Origin of the sequence: Pseudanabaena sp. SR411 (assembly GCF_002251945.1) — a bacterium.
GTDB lineage: Bacteria > Cyanobacteriota > Cyanobacteriia > Pseudanabaenales > Pseudanabaenaceae > Pseudanabaena.
On sequence record NZ_NDHW01000215.1, the window covers coordinates 13,257 to 35,274 of the forward strand.

General features: G+C 41.0%; 19 protein-coding genes and 1 tRNA gene. 9 read left to right on the forward strand and 11 right to left on the reverse strand.

Annotated elements, in window-relative coordinates; genetic code table 11:
• From B9G53_RS23070 to B9G53_RS23090, 5 genes are all read right to left on the reverse strand, one after another.
• Positions 1-843 (reverse strand): ABC transporter permease, encoded by an 843-nt coding sequence (locus B9G53_RS23070; protein WP_094535792.1) that lies wholly within the window; start codon positions 841-843, stop codon positions 1-3.
• Between the two features lie 50 nt (positions 844-893).
• Complete coding sequence (locus B9G53_RS23075) at positions 894-2,402, reverse strand: hypothetical protein (RefSeq protein ID WP_094535793.1); 1,509 nt, start codon at positions 2,400-2,402, stop codon at positions 894-896.
• A gap of 211 nt (positions 2,403-2,613) precedes the next feature.
• A complete protein-coding gene (gene hepA, locus B9G53_RS23080) occupies positions 2,614-4,452 on the reverse strand; it encodes a heterocyst formation ABC transporter subunit HepA (RefSeq protein WP_094535794.1) in 1,839 nt (612 codons plus the stop codon).
• 32 nt (positions 4,453-4,484) lie between these two features.
• Entirely contained in the window at positions 4,485-5,489 is a 1,005-nt protein-coding gene (pheS, locus tag B9G53_RS23085; protein WP_094535795.1) for a phenylalanine--tRNA ligase subunit alpha, read from the reverse strand.
• A 218-nt stretch (positions 5,490-5,707) separates the two neighbouring features.
• Entirely contained in the window at positions 5,708-8,251 is a 2,544-nt protein-coding gene (locus B9G53_RS23090; RefSeq protein ID WP_094535796.1) for a peptidoglycan DD-metalloendopeptidase family protein, read from the reverse strand.
• Positions 8,252-9,406: 1,155 nt separating this feature from the next.
• On the opposite strand from B9G53_RS23090, the gene B9G53_RS23095 reads away from it, so the two are divergent.
• Together B9G53_RS23095 and B9G53_RS27645 are read left to right on the forward strand one after the other, a co-directional pair.
• A complete protein-coding gene (locus B9G53_RS23095) occupies positions 9,407-11,005 on the forward strand; it encodes a glycoside hydrolase family 57 protein (RefSeq protein ID WP_094535797.1) in 1,599 nt (532 codons plus the stop codon).
• 219 nt (positions 11,006-11,224) lie between these two features.
• A complete protein-coding gene (locus tag B9G53_RS27645) occupies positions 11,225-11,380 on the forward strand; it encodes a hypothetical protein (protein ID WP_176453325.1) in 156 nt (51 codons plus the stop codon).
• 32 nt (positions 11,381-11,412) lie between these two features.
• Here B9G53_RS27645 and B9G53_RS23100 read toward each other — a convergent pair whose 3' ends face one another.
• The 4 genes from B9G53_RS23100 to B9G53_RS28760 all read right to left on the reverse strand — a co-directional run bounded on the left by B9G53_RS23100 (position 11,413) and on the right by B9G53_RS28760 (position 13,938).
• A complete protein-coding gene (locus B9G53_RS23100; RefSeq protein ID WP_094535798.1) occupies positions 11,413-12,855 on the reverse strand; it encodes a TldD/PmbA family protein in 1,443 nt (480 codons plus the stop codon).
• Between the two features lie 59 nt (positions 12,856-12,914).
• Positions 12,915-12,986, reverse strand: a tRNA-Gly gene (locus B9G53_RS23105).
• 135 nt (positions 12,987-13,121) lie between these two features.
• Positions 13,122-13,610, reverse strand: coding sequence for a flavin reductase family protein (locus B9G53_RS23110; protein WP_094535799.1), 489 nt, complete (start codon positions 13,608-13,610; stop codon positions 13,122-13,124).
• A 193-nt stretch (positions 13,611-13,803) separates the two neighbouring features.
• Positions 13,804-13,938, reverse strand: a complete 135-nt coding sequence (locus B9G53_RS28760; protein ID WP_254923778.1) for a hypothetical protein — start codon at positions 13,936-13,938, stop codon at positions 13,804-13,806.
• Between the two features lie 130 nt (positions 13,939-14,068).
• Between B9G53_RS28760 and B9G53_RS23115 the strand changes: the two genes are divergently transcribed.
• The 5 genes from B9G53_RS23115 (at position 14,069) to hmpF (ending at position 18,649) form a co-directional block, all read left to right on the forward strand.
• The gene (locus tag B9G53_RS23115) at positions 14,069-14,479 is read left to right on the forward strand and encodes an endonuclease (protein WP_094535800.1); all 411 of its coding nucleotides are present in this window, start codon (positions 14,069-14,071) and stop codon (positions 14,477-14,479) included.
• 271 nt (positions 14,480-14,750) lie between these two features.
• Positions 14,751-15,518: a hypothetical protein gene (locus B9G53_RS23120; protein ID WP_094535801.1), complete on the forward strand. Its 768-nt coding sequence runs from the start codon at positions 14,751-14,753 to the stop codon at positions 15,516-15,518.
• Between the two features lie 56 nt (positions 15,519-15,574).
• Entirely contained in the window at positions 15,575-15,760 is a 186-nt protein-coding gene (locus B9G53_RS23125) for a hypothetical protein (RefSeq protein ID WP_094535802.1), read from the forward strand.
• Positions 15,760-16,788 (forward strand): ABC transporter permease, encoded by a 1,029-nt coding sequence (locus B9G53_RS23130; protein WP_094535803.1) that lies wholly within the window; start codon positions 15,760-15,762, stop codon positions 16,786-16,788. The genes B9G53_RS23125 and B9G53_RS23130 overlap by 1 nt, the downstream gene beginning before the upstream one ends.
• Positions 16,789-16,960: 172 nt before the next feature.
• Positions 16,961-18,649: a pilus motility taxis protein HmpF gene (gene hmpF, locus B9G53_RS23135; RefSeq protein WP_094535804.1), complete on the forward strand. Its 1,689-nt coding sequence runs from the start codon at positions 16,961-16,963 to the stop codon at positions 18,647-18,649.
• Between the two features lie 59 nt (positions 18,650-18,708).
• Here hmpF and B9G53_RS23140 read toward each other — a convergent pair whose 3' ends face one another.
• Positions 18,709-19,191 carry a peptidylprolyl isomerase gene (locus tag B9G53_RS23140; protein ID WP_094535805.1) on the reverse strand — a complete coding sequence of 161 codons (483 nt, stop codon included), beginning with the start codon at positions 19,189-19,191 and terminating at the stop codon, positions 18,709-18,711.
• 202 nt (positions 19,192-19,393) lie between these two features.
• Between B9G53_RS23140 and B9G53_RS23145 the strand changes: the two genes are divergently transcribed.
• Together B9G53_RS23145 and rsmI are read left to right on the forward strand one after the other, a co-directional pair.
• Positions 19,394-19,717 (forward strand): phasin family protein, encoded by a 324-nt coding sequence (locus B9G53_RS23145; RefSeq protein WP_094535806.1) that lies wholly within the window; start codon positions 19,394-19,396, stop codon positions 19,715-19,717.
• Positions 19,718-19,839: 122 nt separating this feature from the next.
• Positions 19,840-20,676 carry a 16S rRNA (cytidine(1402)-2'-O)-methyltransferase gene (rsmI, locus tag B9G53_RS23150; protein WP_094535807.1) on the forward strand — a complete coding sequence of 279 codons (837 nt, stop codon included), beginning with the start codon at positions 19,840-19,842 and terminating at the stop codon, positions 20,674-20,676.
• A gap of 23 nt (positions 20,677-20,699) precedes the next feature.
• Here the strand turns inward: rsmI and B9G53_RS23155 are convergent, their stop codons facing one another.
• Positions 20,700-21,653 (reverse strand): RluA family pseudouridine synthase, encoded by a 954-nt coding sequence (locus B9G53_RS23155; RefSeq protein WP_094535808.1) that lies wholly within the window; start codon positions 21,651-21,653, stop codon positions 20,700-20,702.
• Positions 21,654-22,018 lie beyond the last annotated feature (365 nt).

The window sequence follows — 22,018 nt, forward strand, 5'->3', positions numbered from 1 at the left end:
TTAGATGACATCAGCAAATGTCCTTTCCATTTTCCTAAAATACCAAATACCACTCCACAGCAATAAAAATACTAATCCGACTGAAAGCAAAAAGCTTGGCATATATATATTTGCCTCACCACCAAGAATTGCCCATCGAAATCCATCAATCACACCCACCATCGGATTAATGGAATATAGCAAACGCCATTGCTCAGGCACAATATTGCTGCTAAAACCAACTGGAGAAATATACAAGCCAAACTGAATAATAAAAGGTACAACAAATCTAAAGTCTCGATATTTGACAGTCAACGCGGCTAACCATAAACCTGCACCCATTGAAGCTGCTGAAGCGATTAGGATAAAAAATGGCAATGTCAAAATTCGCCAATCAGGAACAAAGTTATACCAAGCCATTAATCCCAAAAGAATGATCCCTGAAATTAAGAAATCCACAAAACTGACAATCACTGCACTAGTTGGCACAATTAGTCGAGGAAAGTACACCTTAGAAATTAGATTAGCGTTCCCAATCAAACTATTGCTACACTCACCCAAAGCATTGGCAAAGAACTGCCAAGGTAACATACCTGCAAAAACTAGAATTGGATAAGGAACGCCTTGTGAGGGTAATTTAGCAATATTTCCAAACACCACAGTAAATACAACCATGGTTAGGAAAGGTTTAATTAAGGCCCAAGTAATGCCGATCGCTGTTTGCTTATAGCGCACTAAAATATCGCGCCATGCTAAAAAATAAAATAGTTCTCGATAGCGCCACAAATCCTTCCAATACTGACTTTCTATACTTCCAGCTTCAATTATTAGTTCTTTTTGAGAAGCACTACCTTGGTCATCCATAAAGTTGAAACTTAGAATAAGCGTCTTATGTGAGTTGAAATTTCGCCCAGCTACTTAGCAAAAAGCAATAAAAAATTCATATGAATAAATCGTCTTGACAATAAAATAACTGGACTAGATTTAAGGGCTTTCACAGCAAGCTTGCGAGACGAATCCTTATTGCCCTTTTGCAATTCTTGCCACGCATAATTAGAATATGTAAAACTATTTTGGCGAGCATTGACATATTTTAGTGCAATCTTGGCTAATAGATGGCTTCTTTGAATTGAAGCGGGCAGCCAAGCAAACGCATGAACGTAATTTGAAAATACAATCTTTAAAGTATCTTTGAATCCATACTTTGGAGCAAGATCGTAGAATTTACTTTCTGATTGATGGCGTGAAAATGGCTGTGTGCCGAAGGATTCAGCTTCAGCTTTACTTGGATTATAAATAAAAACTTTCAGTAAGTCTTCAGTAATTTGCTTAAAGTAATCGGATGTACACTCTTGGGGTTGTAAATTTTTAGTTAGACGCTCAGCAAAATTAACAATGGCCTGATGCTGCACTAATAAGCCCCACTCAATACCACTTTCATTACTATCAGATCTCAAAATAGGCATATATCTATCATCTTGTTTGTCATATCTAACTGTACTTCCATGATCTGCTGCCATAAACAACTCTAAAATTTGAGGATCACATAAAAAATAGCGATCGCTTCTGTCATTAACTTCTAGAAAATAAGGCATTAACTGATCTTGAGGGAATGCTTGAGTACTACTAAGGAGACCGAAAAAAAAGCCCTGTAAGCCCGTATCTGGGTAAATGTTCCCTGCTGCTAGAAGATTACTTAGAGATCTTTGGGATTTACCAGACCAGCCAATATCTACTGTGGCATAAGGTGTTTTGTCACCCATTCCTTCTTGCTTAAAGTATCCAATAGCTTTGTCCCGAAATATCTTAGCCATAGCAAGAATTTGCTCTAGAACAGATGGATCTTGAAAGATTTCTATCAAGATCATAATTTCACTATCATTAAGCGCTTTGTCCCAACTGTCTTCTCTAAAATCATATCTAGAGAGGATATCAGCAATTAATTCTGGTGTCAGATTAACTCGTTCGCAAATTATACGAATCGAAAGAAATCCTGGATTATCGATAAGCCAATTAAATTCCTGTTCACCTATAGACTCAATGGCGGGAAAGTGAAAAGCTTGTCTCGATCCGTAAAAATATCGGCAATCAATCTCATATCCCCATTGACTAATGATCGTTTGAGCAACCTTAAAAAGAATTTGCCCATCCCTAGCCATGAAATATAGTCTTTGAATACCTTTCTGCTTCGCTTGTATTAAAACCCAATAGACGAAACCAAAAATGATTGGCGCAATAACATTAGTAGCAGTATCCCAAATCGTCTTGTTATTTATCGCAGTTTCAGGACAATCTAATCTACATATACAGGCGGTCTCAACCAGTTGAGATCTAAAATAAGATGATAGTTTTTCATTTTCTACTATCAACTGTTCGTAACGATTGAGATCTGTTTTTATAGAAGGAGAGAAACTTACATCCATTTGTTTAACTACACATACTTATAACAAGTTTAAAAAAGACAGCGCTATTTTAAAATTACAAAAACTTACTGGGTTTGATTTTTAATTTAGTCAAATAGGAACATCTTGTTTACGTGCGAATGTAAATGATTAAGAAGAGTTCTCGACATTTCATCTCCCAAATATCATTATTCTATTTCTTTGCCAGACAAACATATTTTTAGAAATCTCTTTAGTTTTGGGACGACTCGTTTTGCATTTGATGATACTTCCATAAACTACCTTTCTTCTCTATAAGCTCCTGATAACTTCCTTGTTCAACAATTTCTCCTTTTTCCAAAACAACAACGTTATCAGCACGAACAATTGTCGAAAGTCGATGGGCAATCATAATTACTGTGCATCCCTTGGATAAGTTTTCTAATGATTCTTGAATTAATCTCTCTGTTACAGAATCAAGTGCACTTGTTGCTTCATCTAAAATCAAAATTTCAGGCTTTCGTAGCAAAGCTCGTGCGATCGCAATTCTTTGTCTTTGCCCGCCTGACAATCGTACACCGCGATCGCCAAGTACTGTATTAAACCCCTCAGGCATTGCTAAGATAAAATCTAGAGCATTGGCTTGTTTAGCAGCTTCTTGTAACTCTATTTCATCGACTATATTTACTCCATAAGCGATGTTATCTCTAACTGAAGCATTGAATATAAATGTATCTTGACTAACAATAGCCATCTTACGACGAAATGAATTGATTTCTAAATCTCTTAATTCAATATCATCAACCAAAATGTGTCCTTGAGTTGGATCATACAATCTAGGCACTAAATCAGCTAAAGTAGTTTTTCCTGCTCCTGAAGTGCCAACAAAAGCAGTGGTTTTTCCACGTTTGATGGATAAATTAATATCCTTTAAAATAGGTTGGTCAGAACTATAACTAAAGTAAACAGACAAGAAATCTATTGATCTTTTTAAGCTCTTAAATTCCCTATCACCATTTAGAAGATAAACTTTATCCTCTTCTTGCAGTACACTCCTAATTTTACTGTATGAGCCTGCAAAACCTGCTAATTCGGTTCTTATACCATTAATCTGTTGCACAAGGGGCATCATCCGAAACAGAACAAACATAAGAGTTAGCAAAGCCGAGATTTCTAATTTTCCCGCAATTACGAGAAAGTTAAATGCTACTAAAATAATACCAATCAAAATTGCAGTGGAAATAGATTCTGCTAAAGGACGCACAAGACTCATATAAGAGAACAAATTAAGATGTGTCTTCCGCAAATTTAATGAATTTTTATAAAATCTTTCTCTCTCAAATTGTTGTGTACATGAGGTCTGGATTGTGCGAATACCATTAATAAATTCAAGCGTACCAGAAGCAAAACTAGAATAAGCTTGTGATGTTGGGAAACTCAACTCTCTTACTTTAATGCCAAATTTTGATATAAATAACGACAATACACCAAATAGAACTAAAGCAACTATGGATAACTGCCAAGATATAACAAACATTGAGATAATGTAAACTATCAGCGTTGCTCCAGAAACACCAAGTGCCGAAGCAGATGAAAAAGACCGCTGGATAGACTCTATCTCATGGGTCATTGAATTGATTAAGTCGCCAGACTTTGAGCTTGAGTAATAACTCAAACTTACACTTATCAACTGCTCAAACATTGATTTATGTAAGCGATCACCAAATGAAGACTCTGTTGACAGAGCAAATACTGCCGCCCCATAGGAAAATATTGAACGCAAAAAAGCCGCAATAATTACTAAAAGCCCCAATCTGTTGAGTCTTTCTATATGGCTAGATTGTACTCCAAAGATAAAAGTGTCTATCCAACCTGTACCTGCTTGAGATGAGGATGTGCTAGTTATACTTTGTAGGAATAAATTAATTACTCCTACAGCAACCCCTTCAAATACTGCTCCTAGAATAGAAAACATTATTGCAAGTAAAGCAATTAACCAAAAATACTTAAATTCCCGAAGAAAAATGTAGTTATGTCGCCAAAATTTACTATTTCTTACAATATTTTTGAAAAAGTCTGTTTTCAGGAACATGGATTTGACCAATATCTAGCTTGAGTCTCAATTTAAAACTGGCGCAAGAAGCGCAAATCACTTGTAAATAGACGACGAATATCGTCTATTTTATGCAAAACCATGGCAACCCGATCTACGCCAAAACCCCAAGCAAAACCAGTGACTAGTTCAGGGTCATAGCCAACAGATTTAAAGACATTAGGATCAACCATCCCACAGCCGCCAAGTTCGAGCCATCGTCCATTCCACATCACATCGACTTCGGCAGATGGCTCAGTGAAAGGGAAGTAACTAGGACGAAAGCGAATTGGACAATCTCCTAAAAGTTCTTCGACAAAGGTTTTGACAGTACCTTTTAGATCTCCAAAGGTTAGTCCTTCTTCTACGGCCAAAAGCTCGATCTGATGGAAAATTGGTGAGTGAGTGGCATCAATGTCATCTTTACGATAAACGCGCCCAGGACAAGCAATTCTTAATGGAGGTTCATTTTCTTCCATGTAACGAATTTGCACTGAGGAAGTTTGCGATCGCAGCAATTTTCCATCGCTCAGATATAGAGTATCTGCCATGTCACGGGCTGGATGATCGGCAGGGGTATTGAGGGCTTCAAAGTTATAATAATCGGTCTCAATTTCTGGTCCTTGGGCAACCGTAAAACCTAAGCCCACCAGAATGTCCAGCATACGGTCAATAGTGCTTTGGATGGGGTGCTGCCTACCTTGATAGAAATTCAAGATTCCTGGCATTGTCACATCAAGAGTCTCCGCCTCCAAACGCTTAGCAATTACTGATTGCTGGATTGTGATTTTGCGTTCTTCTAGCTGAGCTTGCAAGGTCTGCTTAACTTGATTGGCGATCGCCCCAACTTGAGGTCGTTCTTCAGCAGATAGCTTACCCATCGCACCAAGAATTTGAGAGAGTGTTCCTTTCTTTCCTAAGTACTCTAACCTTAACTGTTCTAATTCTTCAGGAGTTTGCACATCTCCAACTGATTTTGTTGCGAGTTCTGCTAGAGATTGCAATTGAGCGGTTAAGCTCTCTACGTCCGTTGCCATCAACGTTTCCTATTTATTTATGAAGAATTTTTGCTGTCCTAACTTTAGCAGAAAAAATACAAGCTCTGCGGGGATCGGTAAATTCTCTTGGTATATTCCCAAAAGCTAGAGACGACGCAATGCGCCGCCTCTAGCTTTTGGATCTAAAATATACAAGCAAAAAAAGCAGATGGTTTGCTAAGCAAACCATCTGCTTTTTAAAAGATATCATTTAATTTTTATCTTTTAGCGCTAGCTAAGAATGCCATTGGGTCGATCGCACTACCACCATTGGGACGTATCTCAAAGTGGAGGTGAGGACCTGTACTGAATCCAGTACTACCCATTGCGCCAATAAGCTGTCCTTGTCCAACTGTTTGTCCTTCTTTAACATACAGTTCATTCATGTGAGCGTATCTGGTAATTGTGCCATCAGCATGACGAATATCGATCATATTACCGTAGCCGCCATCATTCCACTGGGAGTACTCAACAACACCTGATGCTGCTGCCAAAATCGGTGTGCCAACAGGTGCAGCAATATCAATACCAGCATGAATCCTTCCCCAACGCCAGCCATATCCAGATGTAAATACACCATCGGCAGGCCAGATAAAGCCAGTCGATAATCCATAATCTTGGACATCAGGTAAGTAAGCACTGGCTGTCAGTTGTGGTAACTGAGGAGAAATTCCTGAACGATCCCCTGGGTTGGCGATCGCACTACGATTACCATCAAAATTGCGATCAGGATTGGGTGAAGCATTTAAATTTGCGGCTGCAATCTTAGCTGCTTCTAGCTTACGAGCTTCTTCAGCCCTGCGTGCTGCTTCTTTGATTTCTGCGTCACGAACTTTAGCATTGAGTTGATCCACTTCAGTCTCTAAGCGCTTCACTTCTAGGGAAGTCATCCTTGCTTCAGGCTCAGGTAATAGAGCAACTTGATTTGGTTGTGCAATGATCGCCGTTTGTTGGTCAACAGAAGCTGAAGCAGGAACCTTTGGCGCAAGACTAGCTGCTAACCTTGCGGGAATCTGGACGTTTGGCTCAGATGCGGGTTGAGAGATCGCAGATATTGGCTCAAGATTATTGGTGTTGCCTTGCTCGATCGCCCGATTTGCAGGAATAGTCGGGGTTGATATAGCAGCTACAGGTGCAGGCTTGGTAATCGGTTCGGCTGCTGGTTGATTCAACGCCTCCACAGGAGCATTACCTAGACTGACTTTCTGTTCCTTGATCAAGGCTGTGGGGATCTGGGGAACTGATAAAGCTGCAGCAATTCTAGGCGAGAATTGGATCTGAGGTTCAGCGACTGGCTGTGAAGAGTTAGCTTCAATAGGGATTGAACGACTGTTACTGTACTGCTCAGCAGCGGTAGCCGCAGGGATTGATGGTGTGGCGATCGATCTAGCTGGCAAATTAAGAGCCGTCGAAGATAGAGCAGGGTTTTTCTTATTGTTAGAACCACCTAGCTCACCCAACAACTGGTCAGGAGCAAAGGGGAAAAGCGCAACCGCAACTTTAACTGCTGGCTCATTAGCAACTGGTAAACTTGTTTGCAAAGCCGTGGGCTTAGTTTGCAAACTGGCTGACTGTTCTTGAGCAGGAGCAACTGGCAGATTATTAGAAGCTTCAGAGCCAGTTAGCTGCATTAAACCGTCCCAAGGAGAAACACGGTTAGCTGCTGCGATCTTAGTGACTGTCTCCTTGGGCAAAACCATCGGTGTTGCAGCCGTAACTCTTACTGGTTCAACTTCTCTAGAAGTCGAAGAAACTCTTGTAGTCTCAGACAAAGTTGCTACAGGAGATGGGATTTGCTTGATTGGCTTCTCATTAGAAGAGGCGATCGTTTGAGTGGCTGGTAGATTGCGCTCTTGAGGTAGCTTTAACTCTTGATTAAGTTCTAACCATTGAGGATTTTCTAGCTTATTTGCTTCAATGATTGACTTTTGGGTAATACCGTAGCGGCGAGCAATAGTCTCGATCGTATCGCCATTCTGAACACGGTAGGAAGTATACTTTGGCTGCTTGGAGATGGAGTTTTCAGCGACATTTGACTTAGAGTTGGTGCTAGCTAAGGTAGCTATTGCCTTTTTCCCTTCCAATTCTTGCAAGCGTTGCATTAAGCGCTCTTTTTCGGCTATTAACTGTCTCTTGACATGACCTTCTTTAACCTGCATTAAGGTCGAGACATTGCCTGGAATTACCAGAGGCTGATCAATCGCTAAAAAGTCCCCAGAAGTTAAGGAGGTAAACTTAATGATTTCGTTCTTAGGAACGTTGTAGTAACTAGAAATAGCTTCGAGGGTATCGCCTGGTTTAACCTTGTGAACTAAACCGTTCACTGGAGGGATTACCAACTTCGCGCCTGGTTGCAATTCAGTATTTGCACTTATGTTGTTTGAAGCCGCGATCGCGGCTGCATCAACTTGATAAACTTGAGTTAATTTCCATAAAGTTTCATCTTCACGAACTTCATGGACAATTACACCTTGGGCATGATCCCATGTACCTGAGGCGATCGCAGTTCTTGCCATTTCATACTTACGTTCCTGATTTTGTGACATCACATCAGTCAAAGTACGAGATGACGCAGCAACAGGCGAAGCCTTGAGATTATTATTCGCTGTTTGTTGGTTAACCAACACCCCCACAGTTCCAGCGGATAGAGCAAACCCCAAAACTGCAAGCGAACGACGCACCTTCAGAGAGGTCATCTTTTCACCCAATGTCAGGGAAACATTGGTTGTTAGATCCTCGTCTTTGGAAGATATCTTTTTCAAAAAACTGCCTCCTCTAAACTAGCTTTGCTCCTGATAAATCAAGTGTGAGAATAAAGCGAGTTAAATAATTTAGCCTATTTAAATTAGCAAATTATTAACCCAGCAAGGAGCAATTACAGATAATAAGTTACCTTGATTTTTTCCTTAAAACAAGTTCATGATGAACAGCAAAAAAAGCGATTTTATGCATTCAAGCCTTTTGTTTTGTTGGATGCACATATGCAGTTGTTCTGTCAACCATCAGTTTGGTAAAATAATCTTGCAAAATCTATAAAAAATCAATTTGTACTTAAATATGCCTAAAGATAGTTTTTATGAAAAACGCTTCTCCCCAGTTATCGTTTTTTTTGAGACTACAAAATGATTTTGCTTAATTCGAGATCTTAAGGTATCTCTCATTCCCATGGATAGCAATAGCAGTTATTATAGTTTTTTATAGGTGCAAGCTCTTGATATCTCTGTTTTACGCTTATTTACTTTGTCTAGCGTTTTAAATTAATTTTTTTTGTTGTGTAATCTTTTTTTAACAATTTGCTTCAAAAAATTTACAAAATGCATCCTAAGTAGACAACTTAACTAGATTAAAACCTGAAAATGAAAGGCGGTAACTTACAATGCTTTTCATCTTCGGGTTGTATATTTTGCTTCCTTGTGGCAGTAGTTGATAGCAATAACCATAGACTCATCTCTAAAAGGCTAAGGTCGAGTATCTTGCAGTACCTTTACCTTCCGAGGATAGTACCTGCAATTTACTGGCGATCGCAGGATGTATACATAATTACATTGGGTACAGGAATAGCTTAAAATTACTTTAAAAATGCCTTAAAAAATGAAATCACATTTGGAGACAGCAGCTTTTATCAGCACAACTAAGGGACGCGCAGTGAAATAAAAACAGTGTTTTTGTGACGCGGCGTTGACGCGCTACAAAAAAATGGGTTCTTTATTCGATCTCCAAACCCTAAAGTAAAGAGACTCTACCCATCTTTAAATTAGGGTTAACGTACTTTAATTTGCTCGAAAACCGTTGTCAGACTAATTGAATAGATTTCCATATCGAAATAGGCAGCACATAGCTTTGTCTACCTGATATTGAAATTCTGCCATTTTTAGCACTATAGGCTAATTTAAAGACTTTTTAGGAAAAGAAGATCTATGAGCATTGGATATCTCGCGCTGGTCTTACACGCTCACCTGCCTTACGTCCGCCACCCCGAAAGCGACTACGTACTTGAAGAAGAATGGCTATATGAGGCGATCACTGAGACTTATATTCCCCTAATCAAAGTATATGAGGGGCTGAGGCGAGATGGTATTGATTTCAAAATGACTATGAGCATGACCCCGCCATTGGTATCAATGTTGCGCGATCCTCTCCTGCAAGAACGTTATGATAAGCATCTGGCTCTGTTACAGCAATTGGTTGAGCTTGAAGTAATCCGCAATGAACATAATGGTCATGTTAAGTATCTTGCTGAGTACTATGTCAAAGAATTTGCCGAAACTCGCGAAACTTGGGAAAAATACGGCGGCGATCTGGTAACTGCGTTTAAGCAATTCCAAGACACAAATAATCTGGAAATTATTACCTGCGGAGCGACTCATGGCTATCTACCATTGATGAAAATGTATCCAGAGGCAGTCTGGGCGCAACTAGAAGTCGCAGTTGAACATTACACCCAAGAATTTGGTCGCGCACCGAATGGAATTTGGTTGCCAGAATGTGCTTATTACGATGGACTAGAGAGATTATTAGCAGATGTAGGATTGCGCTATTTCCTGACCGATGGACATGGCATTTTGTATGGTCAGCCTCGACCTCGGTTTGGCACATATGCGCCTGTTTTTACGGAAACAGGTGTAGCTGCCTTTGCGCGTGATCATGAGTCCTCACAGCAAGTATGGTCATCGAAAGTCGGTTACCCAGGCGATCCTGTTTATCGGGAGTTTTACAAAGATTTAGGCTGGGAAGCGGAGTATGAGTATATTAAGCCGTTTATCATGCCTAACGGTCAGCGTAAAAATACAGGTGTCAAATATCACCGAATTACAGGGCGTGATTTTGGCTTAGATTCCAAACAACTTTACGATCCTTATTGGGCAAAAGAAAAGGCAGCCGAAAATGCGACTAACTTCATGCAAAATCGCGAACGGCAGATTGGTTATCTCCATGACATGATGGGTCGTCCGCCACTTGTGGTATCTCCCTACGATGCAGAGTTGTTTGGGCATTGGTGGTATGAAGGTCCTTGGTTTATTGACTTTTTGATCCGTAAGTCCTATTACGATCAAACAACCTATGAGATGACGCATCTTGCCGATTATTTGCGTGTCAACCCCACTCAACAGGTATCACGTCCTGCTCAATCTAGTTGGGGTTATAAGGGCTTCCATGAATATTGGCTCAATGAGACGAATGCTTGGGTTTATCAGCATTTACACAAAGGTGCGGAACGGATGATTCATCTGTCCTATCGTGAACCTGCGGATGAACTAGAGTGGAGAGCTTTAAATCAGGCGGCGCGTGAGTTGCTTTTGGCGCAATCCTCCGATTGGGCTTTCATTATGCGTACTGGCACGATGGTTCCCTATGCGGTTAGAAGGACGCGATCGCACTTAATGCGATTGGAGAAATTATTTGAAGATATCGAGGCAGGCAAAATTGACGCTGGTTGGTTGGAGAAAATTGAATATATAGACAATATATTCCCTGACATTAATTACAGAACCTATCGACCATTGACTGCTGGCTAATTGATTCAGTAGCAACCCCAAAAGAGAAAAGAGGCGCAATGCGCCTCTTTTCTCTTTTGGGGTTTTGCTTTTGTCCTTATACACTTGGCGGCAGCTATAATACAAGACTTTTTCTTTACATTTATTTAACAAAGTGTTAGTAGCATATGCTACCGTTTAGATAATTATATGTTATGGTACTTATATATAAACAATATGTAATTTATAAGGATATTAGCGATGAATACTCTTCAAAGAAAAGCCGAAGCTGCTGCAAATCATAAAGCCAATCTATCAGCATCAGTCAAGCGCCGTATGGAAGTTGCTCGTGCTAATAATGACGCTGGATTACTAAATGTCCTAGAACAAGAAATGAAGCAACTGGGCTTAAATTAAACAAAAAAGGGACGCTAAGCGTCCCTTTTTTGTTAGGATGCACCGCCGAAAACTTCAATGTTTTCAAATAGACAGACTGGGGAAGCATGTCCTACACGAATTACTTGGTTAGGCTCACCTTTGCCACAAAATGGCGAACCATAGGCTTCGACAGTGTGGCGATCGCCTACTTTTGTCAGGCTATTCCAGAATTGATTGGTAATCCCGCGATAATTAGGATTACGCAGAGTTTTGGTTAATTTGCCATTTTCGATGAGTTTCGCGTATTCGCAGCCAAATTGAAACTTATTGCGATAATCATCGATTGACCAAGAGCGATTGGATTCCATATATACGCCACTTTCAACATTGGCGATGATTTCTTCAAAGGATTGTTCGCCCGCTTCAAGGTTAATATTTGCCATGCGATCAATCGCGGGACGATTCCACGAGGTTGCTCTGGCATTAGCTACACCTTCAATGCCCGATCGCACTTGACTTTCAGAACTACCTAGTCCTCGCAAAAGCTTACCTTCTTTGATCAAATATTCTTTGGTAGCAGGTATTCCTGAATCATCAAAGCCATAGCTAGCAAATTCGCCAGCCATCGTGGGGTCAAAGGAGACGTTCATTAATCGTGAACCATACTGCATATTGCCAAAGTCCTCAAGTTTGACAAAGCTGCCACCTGCGTAATTGCGCTCATCTCCTAGGATGCGATCTATTTCTAAGGGATGTCCGATGCTTTCATGGATTTGCAGCAACATTTGATCTGGTGCAAGGACTAGTGCTGTGGTTGCTGTGGGACATTCTGTAGCGGAGAGTAGCTCAATGGCTTGTTCGCCAATAATTTGCGCTCTTTGCAAAATTGATTGGCGATCAAATACTTCCATCCCGATTTGATGGCATCGAGCAAGTTGTCCGTTATCACCGCGTCGTTGAATGATCGCGCCATCTTGAGCCGTAGCTGCGTAGTCTGTAGCTATGACCAGAAATTTTTGATAAATGTCAGAGCCGTTACTACTAACAAAGTTGGTTTCAATTTCAGTAATGACGGCATAGGCACTAGTTTTGACGATCTTGTCAGAAACTTTTAAGGTGTCGCAGATCTCGATCAAGAGTTCATTGATTTCTTTCGGGGCGATCGCATCCGATGGTTTGAGAAATGGTGAGAAGTACTGCCCGATCGCCTGTGGTCGTTGAGCGATCGTAAAGCGATGTACAGCCCATTTCGCAGCAGTTTTCGCTTGTTGATAGGCTTTCTGCGCTGTAATTTGGATATTTTCGAGGTCGAGATGATTGGTACTAGCATAGCCAAACTGTCCGTCAGCTAATACTTCGATCATCACGCCGTGGGACTGGCTACGTCCATTGGACTGGGGTTTGCGATCGCGTACATATCGAGTCGTATTAGTTTCTTTGACTTCACGTAAGCCGATCCATTCAGCAGATGGTAGATCAATATGAGATAAGGCGGCTTTTAAATCAAATTGCATCAGTAAAATCCATAAAGTAAAAGGGACGCAAAGCGTCCCTTTTACTTTATCAACTATTAAGCGGGTGATGGGATTCGAACCCACGACATTCTCCTTGGCAAGGAGATGCTCTACCACTGAGCCACACCCGCATTTCCAAAATTACTTAGTACTTTGTTAAGTCACTTACTTGCGTTTAGCGCTTTATTAATATGACAAACATTGCGATTAATGTCAACTATTTTTTTATCTCTAAAAGATTAGGGGCGCGAAGCGCCCCTAATCTTTTAGTATTTGAAGCCATTTTTGCGAGTGTGGATGGCAGGTTCGCCATCGCGGAGGCGATCGCCTGCGGTGATCGTTGCCAAAATTACAGTATGGTCACTAGCATCAAGACTACTTGTAACTGTCGCATCAAGATAGGCGATCGACTCAGTTAGGTAGGGCTGACCACTGGGGGCTGTGGCAGTCTCCAGCCCCTCAAAAGGATCAACATCGGGAGCAAACCCTTTGGCAAAATGTCCGATAATTTTGCCATTTCCTTTTTCGGCAATATTAATTACAACTGGACTACCGACGGTTAAAAAAGATTCAATGGGTCTACCTTTGCCAACAATGATTGTTACGGAAGGAGGGTTAAATCCAGCCTGTTGCACCCATGAAGCGAGCATGGTGGCAGTTTTGCCATTTTGTTGAGATGTAACAATAAACAACCCACTGGGGATCGCACCGATGGCGGCTCCGAGTTGTTCATCTTGAGATGTGGTAACGGTCATTATTCACTAAAATTATAAAAAGACTTTTTTTAGCTTAACTTACAGCGCTTTGCGCTCAAACCCAAACCAAGAGATTTTTTGAAAGGTTTACAAATCAACCTTTCAAAAAATCTCTTTAGGGTCGTTTGCTCGCTAATTGCTGTAGTAAATAAAAAGCGGCGCATAGCGCCGCTTTTTATTCAATATTTAAGCTTTAGACGTAAGCAGTCTGGAATCCCCACCAGAGCAGGAACCCGATCGCACTCAAAACCACCACGCTGGATAGCACGATTGATAAAGGGCTATCGGCATTTTCAAACTTCATGATGCCGCGATTAAAATCTGACATATAAGCAAAACCTAACTAGATGATTTAGATTATTTAAGCAAAACAGTTTGATTATCGCCTAACTCTGATGAAGATAGTGCAAAAGTAACTAAATTTCTGGGAATAGTCTCTCTAGGATAATAAATTACCTATGATTGAATGGCTTCGTATTTTTTGGCTACCATCTAAACCTATTGCAAAGTTAAAAGAATTACCCCAAGATGCAGGGGTGTATTACATTACAGCTTTATGGATAGTGCTGTACGTTGGTAAAGCGAAAAACTTACGCAATCGTTGGAAAACCGCCCATCATCGATATCAACAATTCAAACTTCTACATCCGTTTGGCAGACTACATTATAAGGTTTTGACGACTAATAAGATCCATTCCTATGAAAAAGCCGAGATAGCCCGCTTTCGTCCTGCATGGAATGGGACAGCCAGAGTAACCTTTTGGGATTTACTATGTTTGTTTGTCGCGGTATGGGGGCGTGTAATCATTTATATTTCGCTGCTGCTACTGGCGATCGCTACTCTTATTTATCTGCTATCGCAGTATTAATTCGTAGGATACGTTAGTGCAATTCAAGCCATAAAACTCAAATAAATGGAGGCGGCGCGAAGCGCCGCCTCCATTTATTTGGGTTTTGATTTGTTCTAGCTATCTATTGCATTGCTATGGTGCAACGTAGCCCATCCTACATTTACTTCCAACAACTTAACTTATTGGAATATAGCGATCCTAAATGAGTTGTAAGATTTGGAGGGTTGTGAGAGTGCGTCCCTTCGGGGCGCACTCTCACAACCCATTTAGGATTGCTATATTGGAGTTTATGTTGCTAATACAGAAATCTTTAAAAAGTCGATTTCGCGCAATTTGGACAAGCATTTTATTAACTACGCCGTCAAATTATGCCGATCGCTTAGAGTCTGTGACTAAATTGGTCGTTAATGACTCACTGAGCAATCTGGAACTAATCAATGAAATTGATTTAGCTGTAGTGACCATTGTCATTGGAGCATATTGGCATCAAGACTTACAGGAAGTACGATCGCGAATATTAGCCTTACAATCCCATAGCAATGCTGATATTCAGGAATTAGTATTAGCCTATGCGATCGCCTTAGCCTGTCGAGATGACCTGCACCCGCGATCGTTTACTAGTCAGATTTGTCATGACTTCAATAATAGAAAATTGCTGAGCCGAGATCCAGCAGACCAAGACAATTGCTTAAGGCAATTACAACTTGCTCAAAAGTTTGTCGATCAAGGTGCAAGTATGATTACCTCCCATATTTTAAATAGTGGTCTATCCCAAGCGATCGCTAGTAGTTTGTACTATTTTCTGAATACTCCTCACTGTTGGCACATAGTTAATCAACGAACGCAAAGACATCCCCTTAGCAATCATCCGCAAGTCACTCTTCAGTCAGGGGCGATCGCCTCGGCATATTTGGGGGGAATCGGAAACACGGAAAAGCAAAATCAGGAACTCCTGACTAGAGGCGTAATATTCGGTGATCAGCTATGGGCGAAATGGGCTGGAGTTTTTAATGGCGATTTGATGCTTGTGGATGATCGCCTTACACCTCATCGATAATTTCTGTCTTAACTTTTTGGTGTTAAATTAGATAATTAGTCAAGGGAAATTGATATATGCCACAACTAATTGGAATTTTGCTACTAATTGCCTATGTATTTGGGGTAGTGAAATTTTTGCAAGGTTTTCGCCGTACCGACTTTTCAGGTAATCAGATCGGACTAGCATTGCTTTGGCCAGTCTTATTTGCCATGAATGGCAACTACCGCAAAAATTTTTTTAAAGCACTTAAAGGCTCCTAATGACTTGGTGGAAAAGACTCAGAGCCAATCCTCTTGCTTGGATTGGGCTTACAATTTTAACGATTTTCTACACGGCTGCTCTATTTGCTAACTTTGTAGCACCCTATGGTGTTAACGAATCAGCTAAAGATGGTGCATTACTGCCACCCACCCAAATTCATTGGCGCGATCGCCAAGGACAATATATAGGCGCTCATGTCTATCCAACCACTCAAGGCAAAGTCGATATGGAAACAGGCGATCGCGCCCTGATCGTTGACTACACCAAGCCATCCCAAATTCAACTTTTTCATGGTGGGCATTTGTTTGGTACAACTAGCAGCGCCCAGCTAAATCTACTCGGAACCGATGAGCAAGGTCGGGATCAGTTGACCCGTTTACTGTATGGCGGTAGGATTAGCCTCCTAATTGGTTTTATCGGCACAATTATTTCCTATACGGTAGGCTGCCTCGTTGGTGGTATTTCAGGTTACATTGGTGGCTGGCTTGACGTAGTTTTAATGCGTTTTGTGGAGGTGCTGATGTCAGTCCCTTCAATTTATTTGTTAGTAGCATTAGCTGCAATTTTGCCACCACAAATCAGTAATACTGAGCGATTCGCGTTAATCATTGCGATCATTTCATTTGTATCATGGGCAGGACTAGCAAGAATTATTCGAGGACAAGTACTGTCCATCAAAGAACAGACTTTTATTTTGGCAGCTCGTGCATCAGGAGCAAGTCCATTCAGGATCATTGTCAAACACGTCTTACCACAAACCATCACATTTATTATTATCTCGGCAACCCTCGATATCCCCCGATTTATTGTTGTAGAAGCAGTATTGAGTCTTGTGGGACTGGGTATCCAGCCTCCAGACCCCTCATGGGGTAATATGCTGTCTGTGTCTACAAATGCCTCGGTTGTAATTCTACAGCCTTGGCTAGTATGGGTTCCTGCACTAGCGATCGTATTGACGGTGCTATCATTTAATCTTCTGGGTGATAGCTTACGCGATGCGCTTGACCCAAAAAACATTAGGCAATAGACTTTTTACAAAAAACTTTCCATTGGTCTTAAAAATATGCTGCCTAAATGTTTGTGCAATTAGGTAGTATGAGACTAGGATTTAGGCTATTTTGTATTGTTTGTGACGGGTTTTTGCTCTTTCGTCATGTCAATCTGAAAGTCAGCATCAGCAAAATAGGAGTATATTCAGCGTGCAGTACTTAGCGGAACTTCAAAAAACTCAAGCAGCTTTTGGATTAGGTGGTAACTCGTCAGTCCGTCTACTAGCACGTAATACGGGTGAAAATGTTTGGCAGCCGATTACTAATGAGCAAGTTTTACCAATTCAGGATTCGAGTCAAGCGAAAGATTTTAAAGATGGGCAAATGATCATTGCCGAGGTGACTGGCAGTAACCAAGTACAAAGTATTCAAGATGCCTCTAAAAAAATTGTCAATATCTTGCAGGCTTTTTCGCGATCGCAAGATAAATATAAATCTGCCGAAGAAGAAGTCGAACAGTGGAAACAGTCTCTTAATTTTCAAAGCCAAGAGTTACACCGCCGCGAGCAGGAATTAGAACAAAAGGAACTAGAACTAGAACATCTTGATGCAAGAAAGCAAGAAATTGAGGAGTTAGAATCCAAGTTTGCCAAAGAGCGTAGTGAAATTGAGCAATTACGCAAAAATATTGAAGTAGAGCGTGGTCAGTTTGAAGCTAAAGCAGCAGCCCTAACTGTCGATCAGGCTGAGCATATTAAAGCCCTAATTAGTCAACTATCGACAAGCTTTACAAATCCAGACTCTCTAAGAGATAGAATTCATAGCGCCATTAATCTGATCAACCAACGCCAAGAAATACTCACAGGATTTTGGCAAAGTTTAGATGGGCTAAAAAATGAAGCTGAGAAACAAAAGGGAATTCTGAGTAAATCAACAGAAGAACTGCATGCCCGTAAAGCCCAATGGCAGCAGACCCAAGTTGCGCTTGCTGATGCTCAAGCGGAGCTTAAGGCTCAGCGTGGCATCCTTAAGTTGCAAGAAAATAATATGGCAATGTCTAGGGTGCAGCTTGATGCTCAAATTGATCTCTATGAGCAAACATCCAATGCGATCGAGGCGTTTGGTGGACCAGGTAGCATGGAAGTACTTAGTCCCGAAGAAGAAAGCCGCTTACAGTCAATGCCCATTGAAGAGCTAGAGTCAACGATTAAAGCTCTTCAAGCTGATTTTGATAAGTTAGTAAATTATGTCAGCGCTCAAGAAGATGAGTTGGCTGGTTTAGAGGGCGAAATTGCTGATTTGCAAAGTCAGGTAGAAACATCGGATCAATTTGCTCGGATTGAGCTAGAAAGCAATAAAGAATTTGCAGAGGAACAATATAAGCTCCTTGAAGAAAGCGTTTCAGGTATGAGGCGCAGTATGCAAGAGCGTCTGTCGGTGCTAAACCAACAAAAAGCAGTTTTGGATCGCCGTAAAGGAATTGCGGTCGAGGAGAGTCCTGTCCAAAGTTTATTGCCTTTGCTAGCTCAAATTGAAGCTCAAAAAAATCGCCAAGAACAAGAACTGCGGAAGATGGAAAGCCAGATTGAGGCAGTAAGAAACTATACGCAGCAGCAACAAGAGGTGCTAGGAAAGCAAACTCAGGAACATCAGCAACAAGAGCAAGCAATTCGTACAGCAGAATCTCAACAACAAGATCGGATCAGAGTTGTAGCTGAATTGTTGGGCCAAATTAGCGCTCAAGAGCAGCTTTTACGTCCTGTGCAGGATATTGTGGATACTTTACGTCCACAGTTAGAAGCGGCGGTTCAAGATTTGGGAGTTATGTCAAATGGTAACAACTCTTCGCAAGTTCTTACTGATTTACAATCAGTAATCCAGAGTTTAGTTTCTTCTTAAAACCTAAAAAAGAAAGGGTACTTCGAACCCTTTCTTTTTTATAGGAAAGACTAAAAAAGTTAGTCTTCGATTTTGATTGAAAGGATTTTGTCACCACGACGGATTGCTTGAGCAACTTCGGTATCATTGGTATAGCCAAAAGCCGCATATTGACCATCTAAAAATGATGCATCACCGAGAGTGATAAAAAATTGACTAGTGGCACTATTAGGGTCATTAGTGCGCGCCATCGAAAATACACCTGCTTTATTGTGCTTAATAACTGGCTTTTTGCCACCAGTTAAGATATTGCCGATGGTAGCTTCACTGTCACCTTCGGCCCAGATTTCCAACTTGATGCGATCGCCTGATCCACCAGTACCATTGCCAAGAGGATCGCCGCCTTGAATGACAAATCCTGGCTCAACACGGTGAAAAGTTAGCCCATCATAAAAACCATGTTTGGCTAGGTCTACGAAGTTTTTGACAGTGATCGGGGCGTGTTGGTCGTCAAACTCAGCACGCATAGTTCCCTTAGCAGTCTCGATTACAGCACGGATCATAAATCAACTTACCTGAAAGTTTTTTAAATTTAAATCAGTTTAAAGTATACCCTTTGCTATCCAAGAATTGTGGTAGCGCAGTGTTTAGCTCCGCCCTACTAATTCTTGGGTTGCAAGGGAGTAGCAAGGACAATTCATGAATTGCCCTGCTTTTGTTTAGTATGATGGAGTGATAGATCGCTTTTGAGGATCACAGATATTTATGGATACCAATAATTTGCTTAAGCAGTTACTTATGCTTGGTGTCGGTACGACTTCGATTGTGCTAGAAAAAATAAAAGAAGCTAGTGAAGATTGGGTCAAAGATGGCAAAATCGATCCTGATCAGGCTTCTGAGATTTTTAATGATATTGCCGATCGCCTCAAGTCAGAGCAAGGAAATCTGGAATCATTAATTCAGAGACAAATCCGTAATGTGATGCAAGATTTGGGTGTGCCACGTCAAAATGAAATGGATGAATTGCGAGGACGAATTGATCGCCTAGAGCGTCAGATGCGTGACTTAGAAAATAAACAGTGGCGATAATTACAGTGCTTTACACTAAATGAAAGCCCAATATTTCTGTTAAAAGTGTTGCAAAGCAACACTTTTAACAGAAATATTGGGCTTTGGATTAACTTTAACATGCTGTATATGGATATTAATTAATGGAAGTTTCAGGAATTCTCTATTTGGTGGGAACGCCGATCGGTAATTTGGAGGATATGACCTTCAGAGCGATCGCTACTCTCAAACAAGTAGATTTAATCGCGGCTGAGGATACGCGACATACAGGTAAGCTATTACATCATTTTGGAATTGATACGCCGCAAACCAGCTATCACGAGCATAATGCTTTTAAGCGCGTACCTGAGCTAGTTGAAAAGTTATTACAAGGTATGGCGATCGCCTTAGTTACAGATGCGGGAATGCCCGCAATTTCTGATCCAGGTGTGGAACTAGTACAAGGTTGTATTGCTGCGGGAATTAGAGTTGTGCCGATTCCTGTTGTTACTGCTGGTATTGCTGCCTTAACAGCTTCGGGTTTTGCCACTCAGCATTTTGGATTTGATGGATTTTTACCAACTGATAAAAAGGAACGGCGCGATCACTTAGAGATTTTGCGACTAGAAACAAGAACGATGATTCTCTATGAAGCACCACATCGTTTATTACGCACTTTGGAAGATTTAGTAGAAAGTTTGGGAAGAGAAAGGCGTATCTCAGTTGCTAGAGAATTAACGAAACTCCATGAAGAATTCTGGCGTGGTTCTATAGAAAATGCGATCGCCTATTTTACGATGCACTCACCGAAGGGAGAATTTACACTAGTTTTAGAAGGAGCAGAACCTAGTGAAAAGCCTGTATGGACAGAGGAAGTAATTTTAAAAGAGTTACAAAATTTGATTGAGGCTGGTATGTCGCGATCGGATGCTAGTCGTCAATTAGCAGAACTTGCCGACTTACCGCGCCGCCAAATATATCAGTTAGCACTGACTCTATAGGGTGTCGCGCCAAGCACGACATCTTATCTTCGACGACGTAAAAACACTAATAACTTCTCAAATCCTTCAGGTAAAGGCGCAATATTTTCAATTAATTCGCCTGAAACTGGATGGGTAAAAGTCAGCTTCCATGCATGGAGGGCTTGCCCTGAGAGATATTGCGAAACCTCCTTGTTAGGACTGCCATAGACAGGATCGCCCGCGATCGCCCAGCCCATATGTGCGGCATGGACACGAATTTGATGGGTGCGCCCTGTTTCCAGATCAAATTTAACAAGTGTGTAATTTCCTAAACGTTCCTTGATTTGCCAGTGGGTGACGGCTCTGCGCCCATTTTCCATTACTGCCATTTTTTTGCGATCGCTATGGTGTCTGGAGATCGCTGCATCAATTACTCCCGATTCATTTTTGGGAACTCCACGCACAATTCCTAAATACTCGCGTCGGGCTGTTTTTGCTTGGATTTGTGTTTGTAAATCTTGATGAGCGCGATCGCTTTTGGCTACTACCATTGCGCCACTGGTATCTTTATCTAAACGATGCACAATGCCCGGACGTTGAGTTCCATTTATTCCTGAAAGTTCTTTGCAATGCGCTAAAAGAGCATTAACTAAGGTTCCATCACTATGTCCCGCCGCAGGATGGACTACTAACCCCGCAGGTTTATTAATTACAATTAAATGTTCGTCTTCGTAGAGAATGTCTAAGGGAATTTCTTGCGCGACTAAATCAAGAGGTGTTGATGCTGGAGTGATTAACTGAATGCGATCGCCTGCTTTAATTAAATCCTTTTTGTTATTACAGAGAGTATCATTAACGGTGACATAGCCCTCCTCAATTAATGCTTGAATTCGCGATCGGGATACGTTAGTGAGTTGATTTGCTAAAAAACGATCAATTCGCTCAGATTTAGCTAAATCTGCCGTAACTTCAATCAAGTTAATATTATTCGCTGTAGGGATTATCTCTAAGTTCATCGCAAATTTGACTATAAGGCAAAGAAACAGAGACTTGGGTTTGGTTTCCAAACCCCTACATTTTAGATGGGTAGGGGCTTGGTCTCCAAGCCCTCTTTGAATAGGATATTGCAAGATCAGAACAATTCTTGTTCTACATAACATGAATTGTTTAATACTAATTCACGAAAGTGTGGCTACACTTTCGTGAATTAGTATTAAACAAACTCAGTAAGGGTTTTAAAAACACAAAATGGCTACGCCATTTTGTGTTTTGGGATAAAAAGGGTTTGTTGAGTGAGGCTTAGCCCCACTCAACAAACCCTTTTTGGGGATTACTTAGAGAATTAATTATGAAATCAATTTTGAAAAACAGCGAAGGGGAG

Bases quoted from the DNA above. Each gene is read 5' to 3' on its own strand.
- B9G53_RS23140 (WP_094535805.1), bottom strand. From the start codon at position 19,191: ATGATCCGTGCTGTAATCGAGACTGCTAAGGGAACTATGCGTGCTGAG.
- hepA (WP_094535794.1), bottom strand. From the start codon at position 4,452: ATGTTCCTGAAAACAGACTTTTTCAAAAATATTGTAAGAAATAGTAAA.
- B9G53_RS23155 (WP_094535808.1), bottom strand. From the start codon at position 21,653: ATGAACTTAGAGATAATCCCTACAGCGAATAATATTAACTTGATTGAA.
- B9G53_RS23120 (WP_094535801.1), top strand. From the start codon at position 14,751: ATGTTGCTAATACAGAAATCTTTAAAAAGTCGATTTCGCGCAATTTGG.
- B9G53_RS23125 (WP_094535802.1), top strand. From the start codon at position 15,575: ATGCCACAACTAATTGGAATTTTGCTACTAATTGCCTATGTATTTGGG.
- B9G53_RS23100 (WP_094535798.1), bottom strand. From the start codon at position 12,855: ATGCAATTTGATTTAAAAGCCGCCTTATCTCATATTGATCTACCATCT.
- B9G53_RS23070 (WP_094535792.1), bottom strand. From the start codon at position 843: ATGGATGACCAAGGTAGTGCTTCTCAAAAAGAACTAATAATTGAAGCT.
- pheS (WP_094535795.1), bottom strand. From the start codon at position 5,489: ATGGCAACGGACGTAGAGAGCTTAACCGCTCAATTGCAATCTCTAGCA.
- B9G53_RS23095 (WP_094535797.1), top strand. From the start codon at position 9,407: ATGAGCATTGGATATCTCGCGCTGGTCTTACACGCTCACCTGCCTTAC.
- rsmI (WP_094535807.1), top strand. From the start codon at position 19,840: ATGGAAGTTTCAGGAATTCTCTATTTGGTGGGAACGCCGATCGGTAAT.
- B9G53_RS23110 (WP_094535799.1), bottom strand. From the start codon at position 13,610: ATGACCGTTACCACATCTCAAGATGAACAACTCGGAGCCGCCATCGGT.
- B9G53_RS23145 (WP_094535806.1), top strand. From the start codon at position 19,394: ATGGATACCAATAATTTGCTTAAGCAGTTACTTATGCTTGGTGTCGGT.
- B9G53_RS23075 (WP_094535793.1), bottom strand. From the start codon at position 2,402: ATGGATGTAAGTTTCTCTCCTTCTATAAAAACAGATCTCAATCGTTAC.
- B9G53_RS23130 (WP_094535803.1), top strand. From the start codon at position 15,760: ATGACTTGGTGGAAAAGACTCAGAGCCAATCCTCTTGCTTGGATTGGG.
- B9G53_RS23115 (WP_094535800.1), top strand. From the start codon at position 14,069: ATGATTGAATGGCTTCGTATTTTTTGGCTACCATCTAAACCTATTGCA.
- B9G53_RS27645 (WP_176453325.1), top strand. From the start codon at position 11,225: ATGAATACTCTTCAAAGAAAAGCCGAAGCTGCTGCAAATCATAAAGCC.
- B9G53_RS28760 (WP_254923778.1), bottom strand. From the start codon at position 13,938: ATGTCAGATTTTAATCGCGGCATCATGAAGTTTGAAAATGCCGATAGC.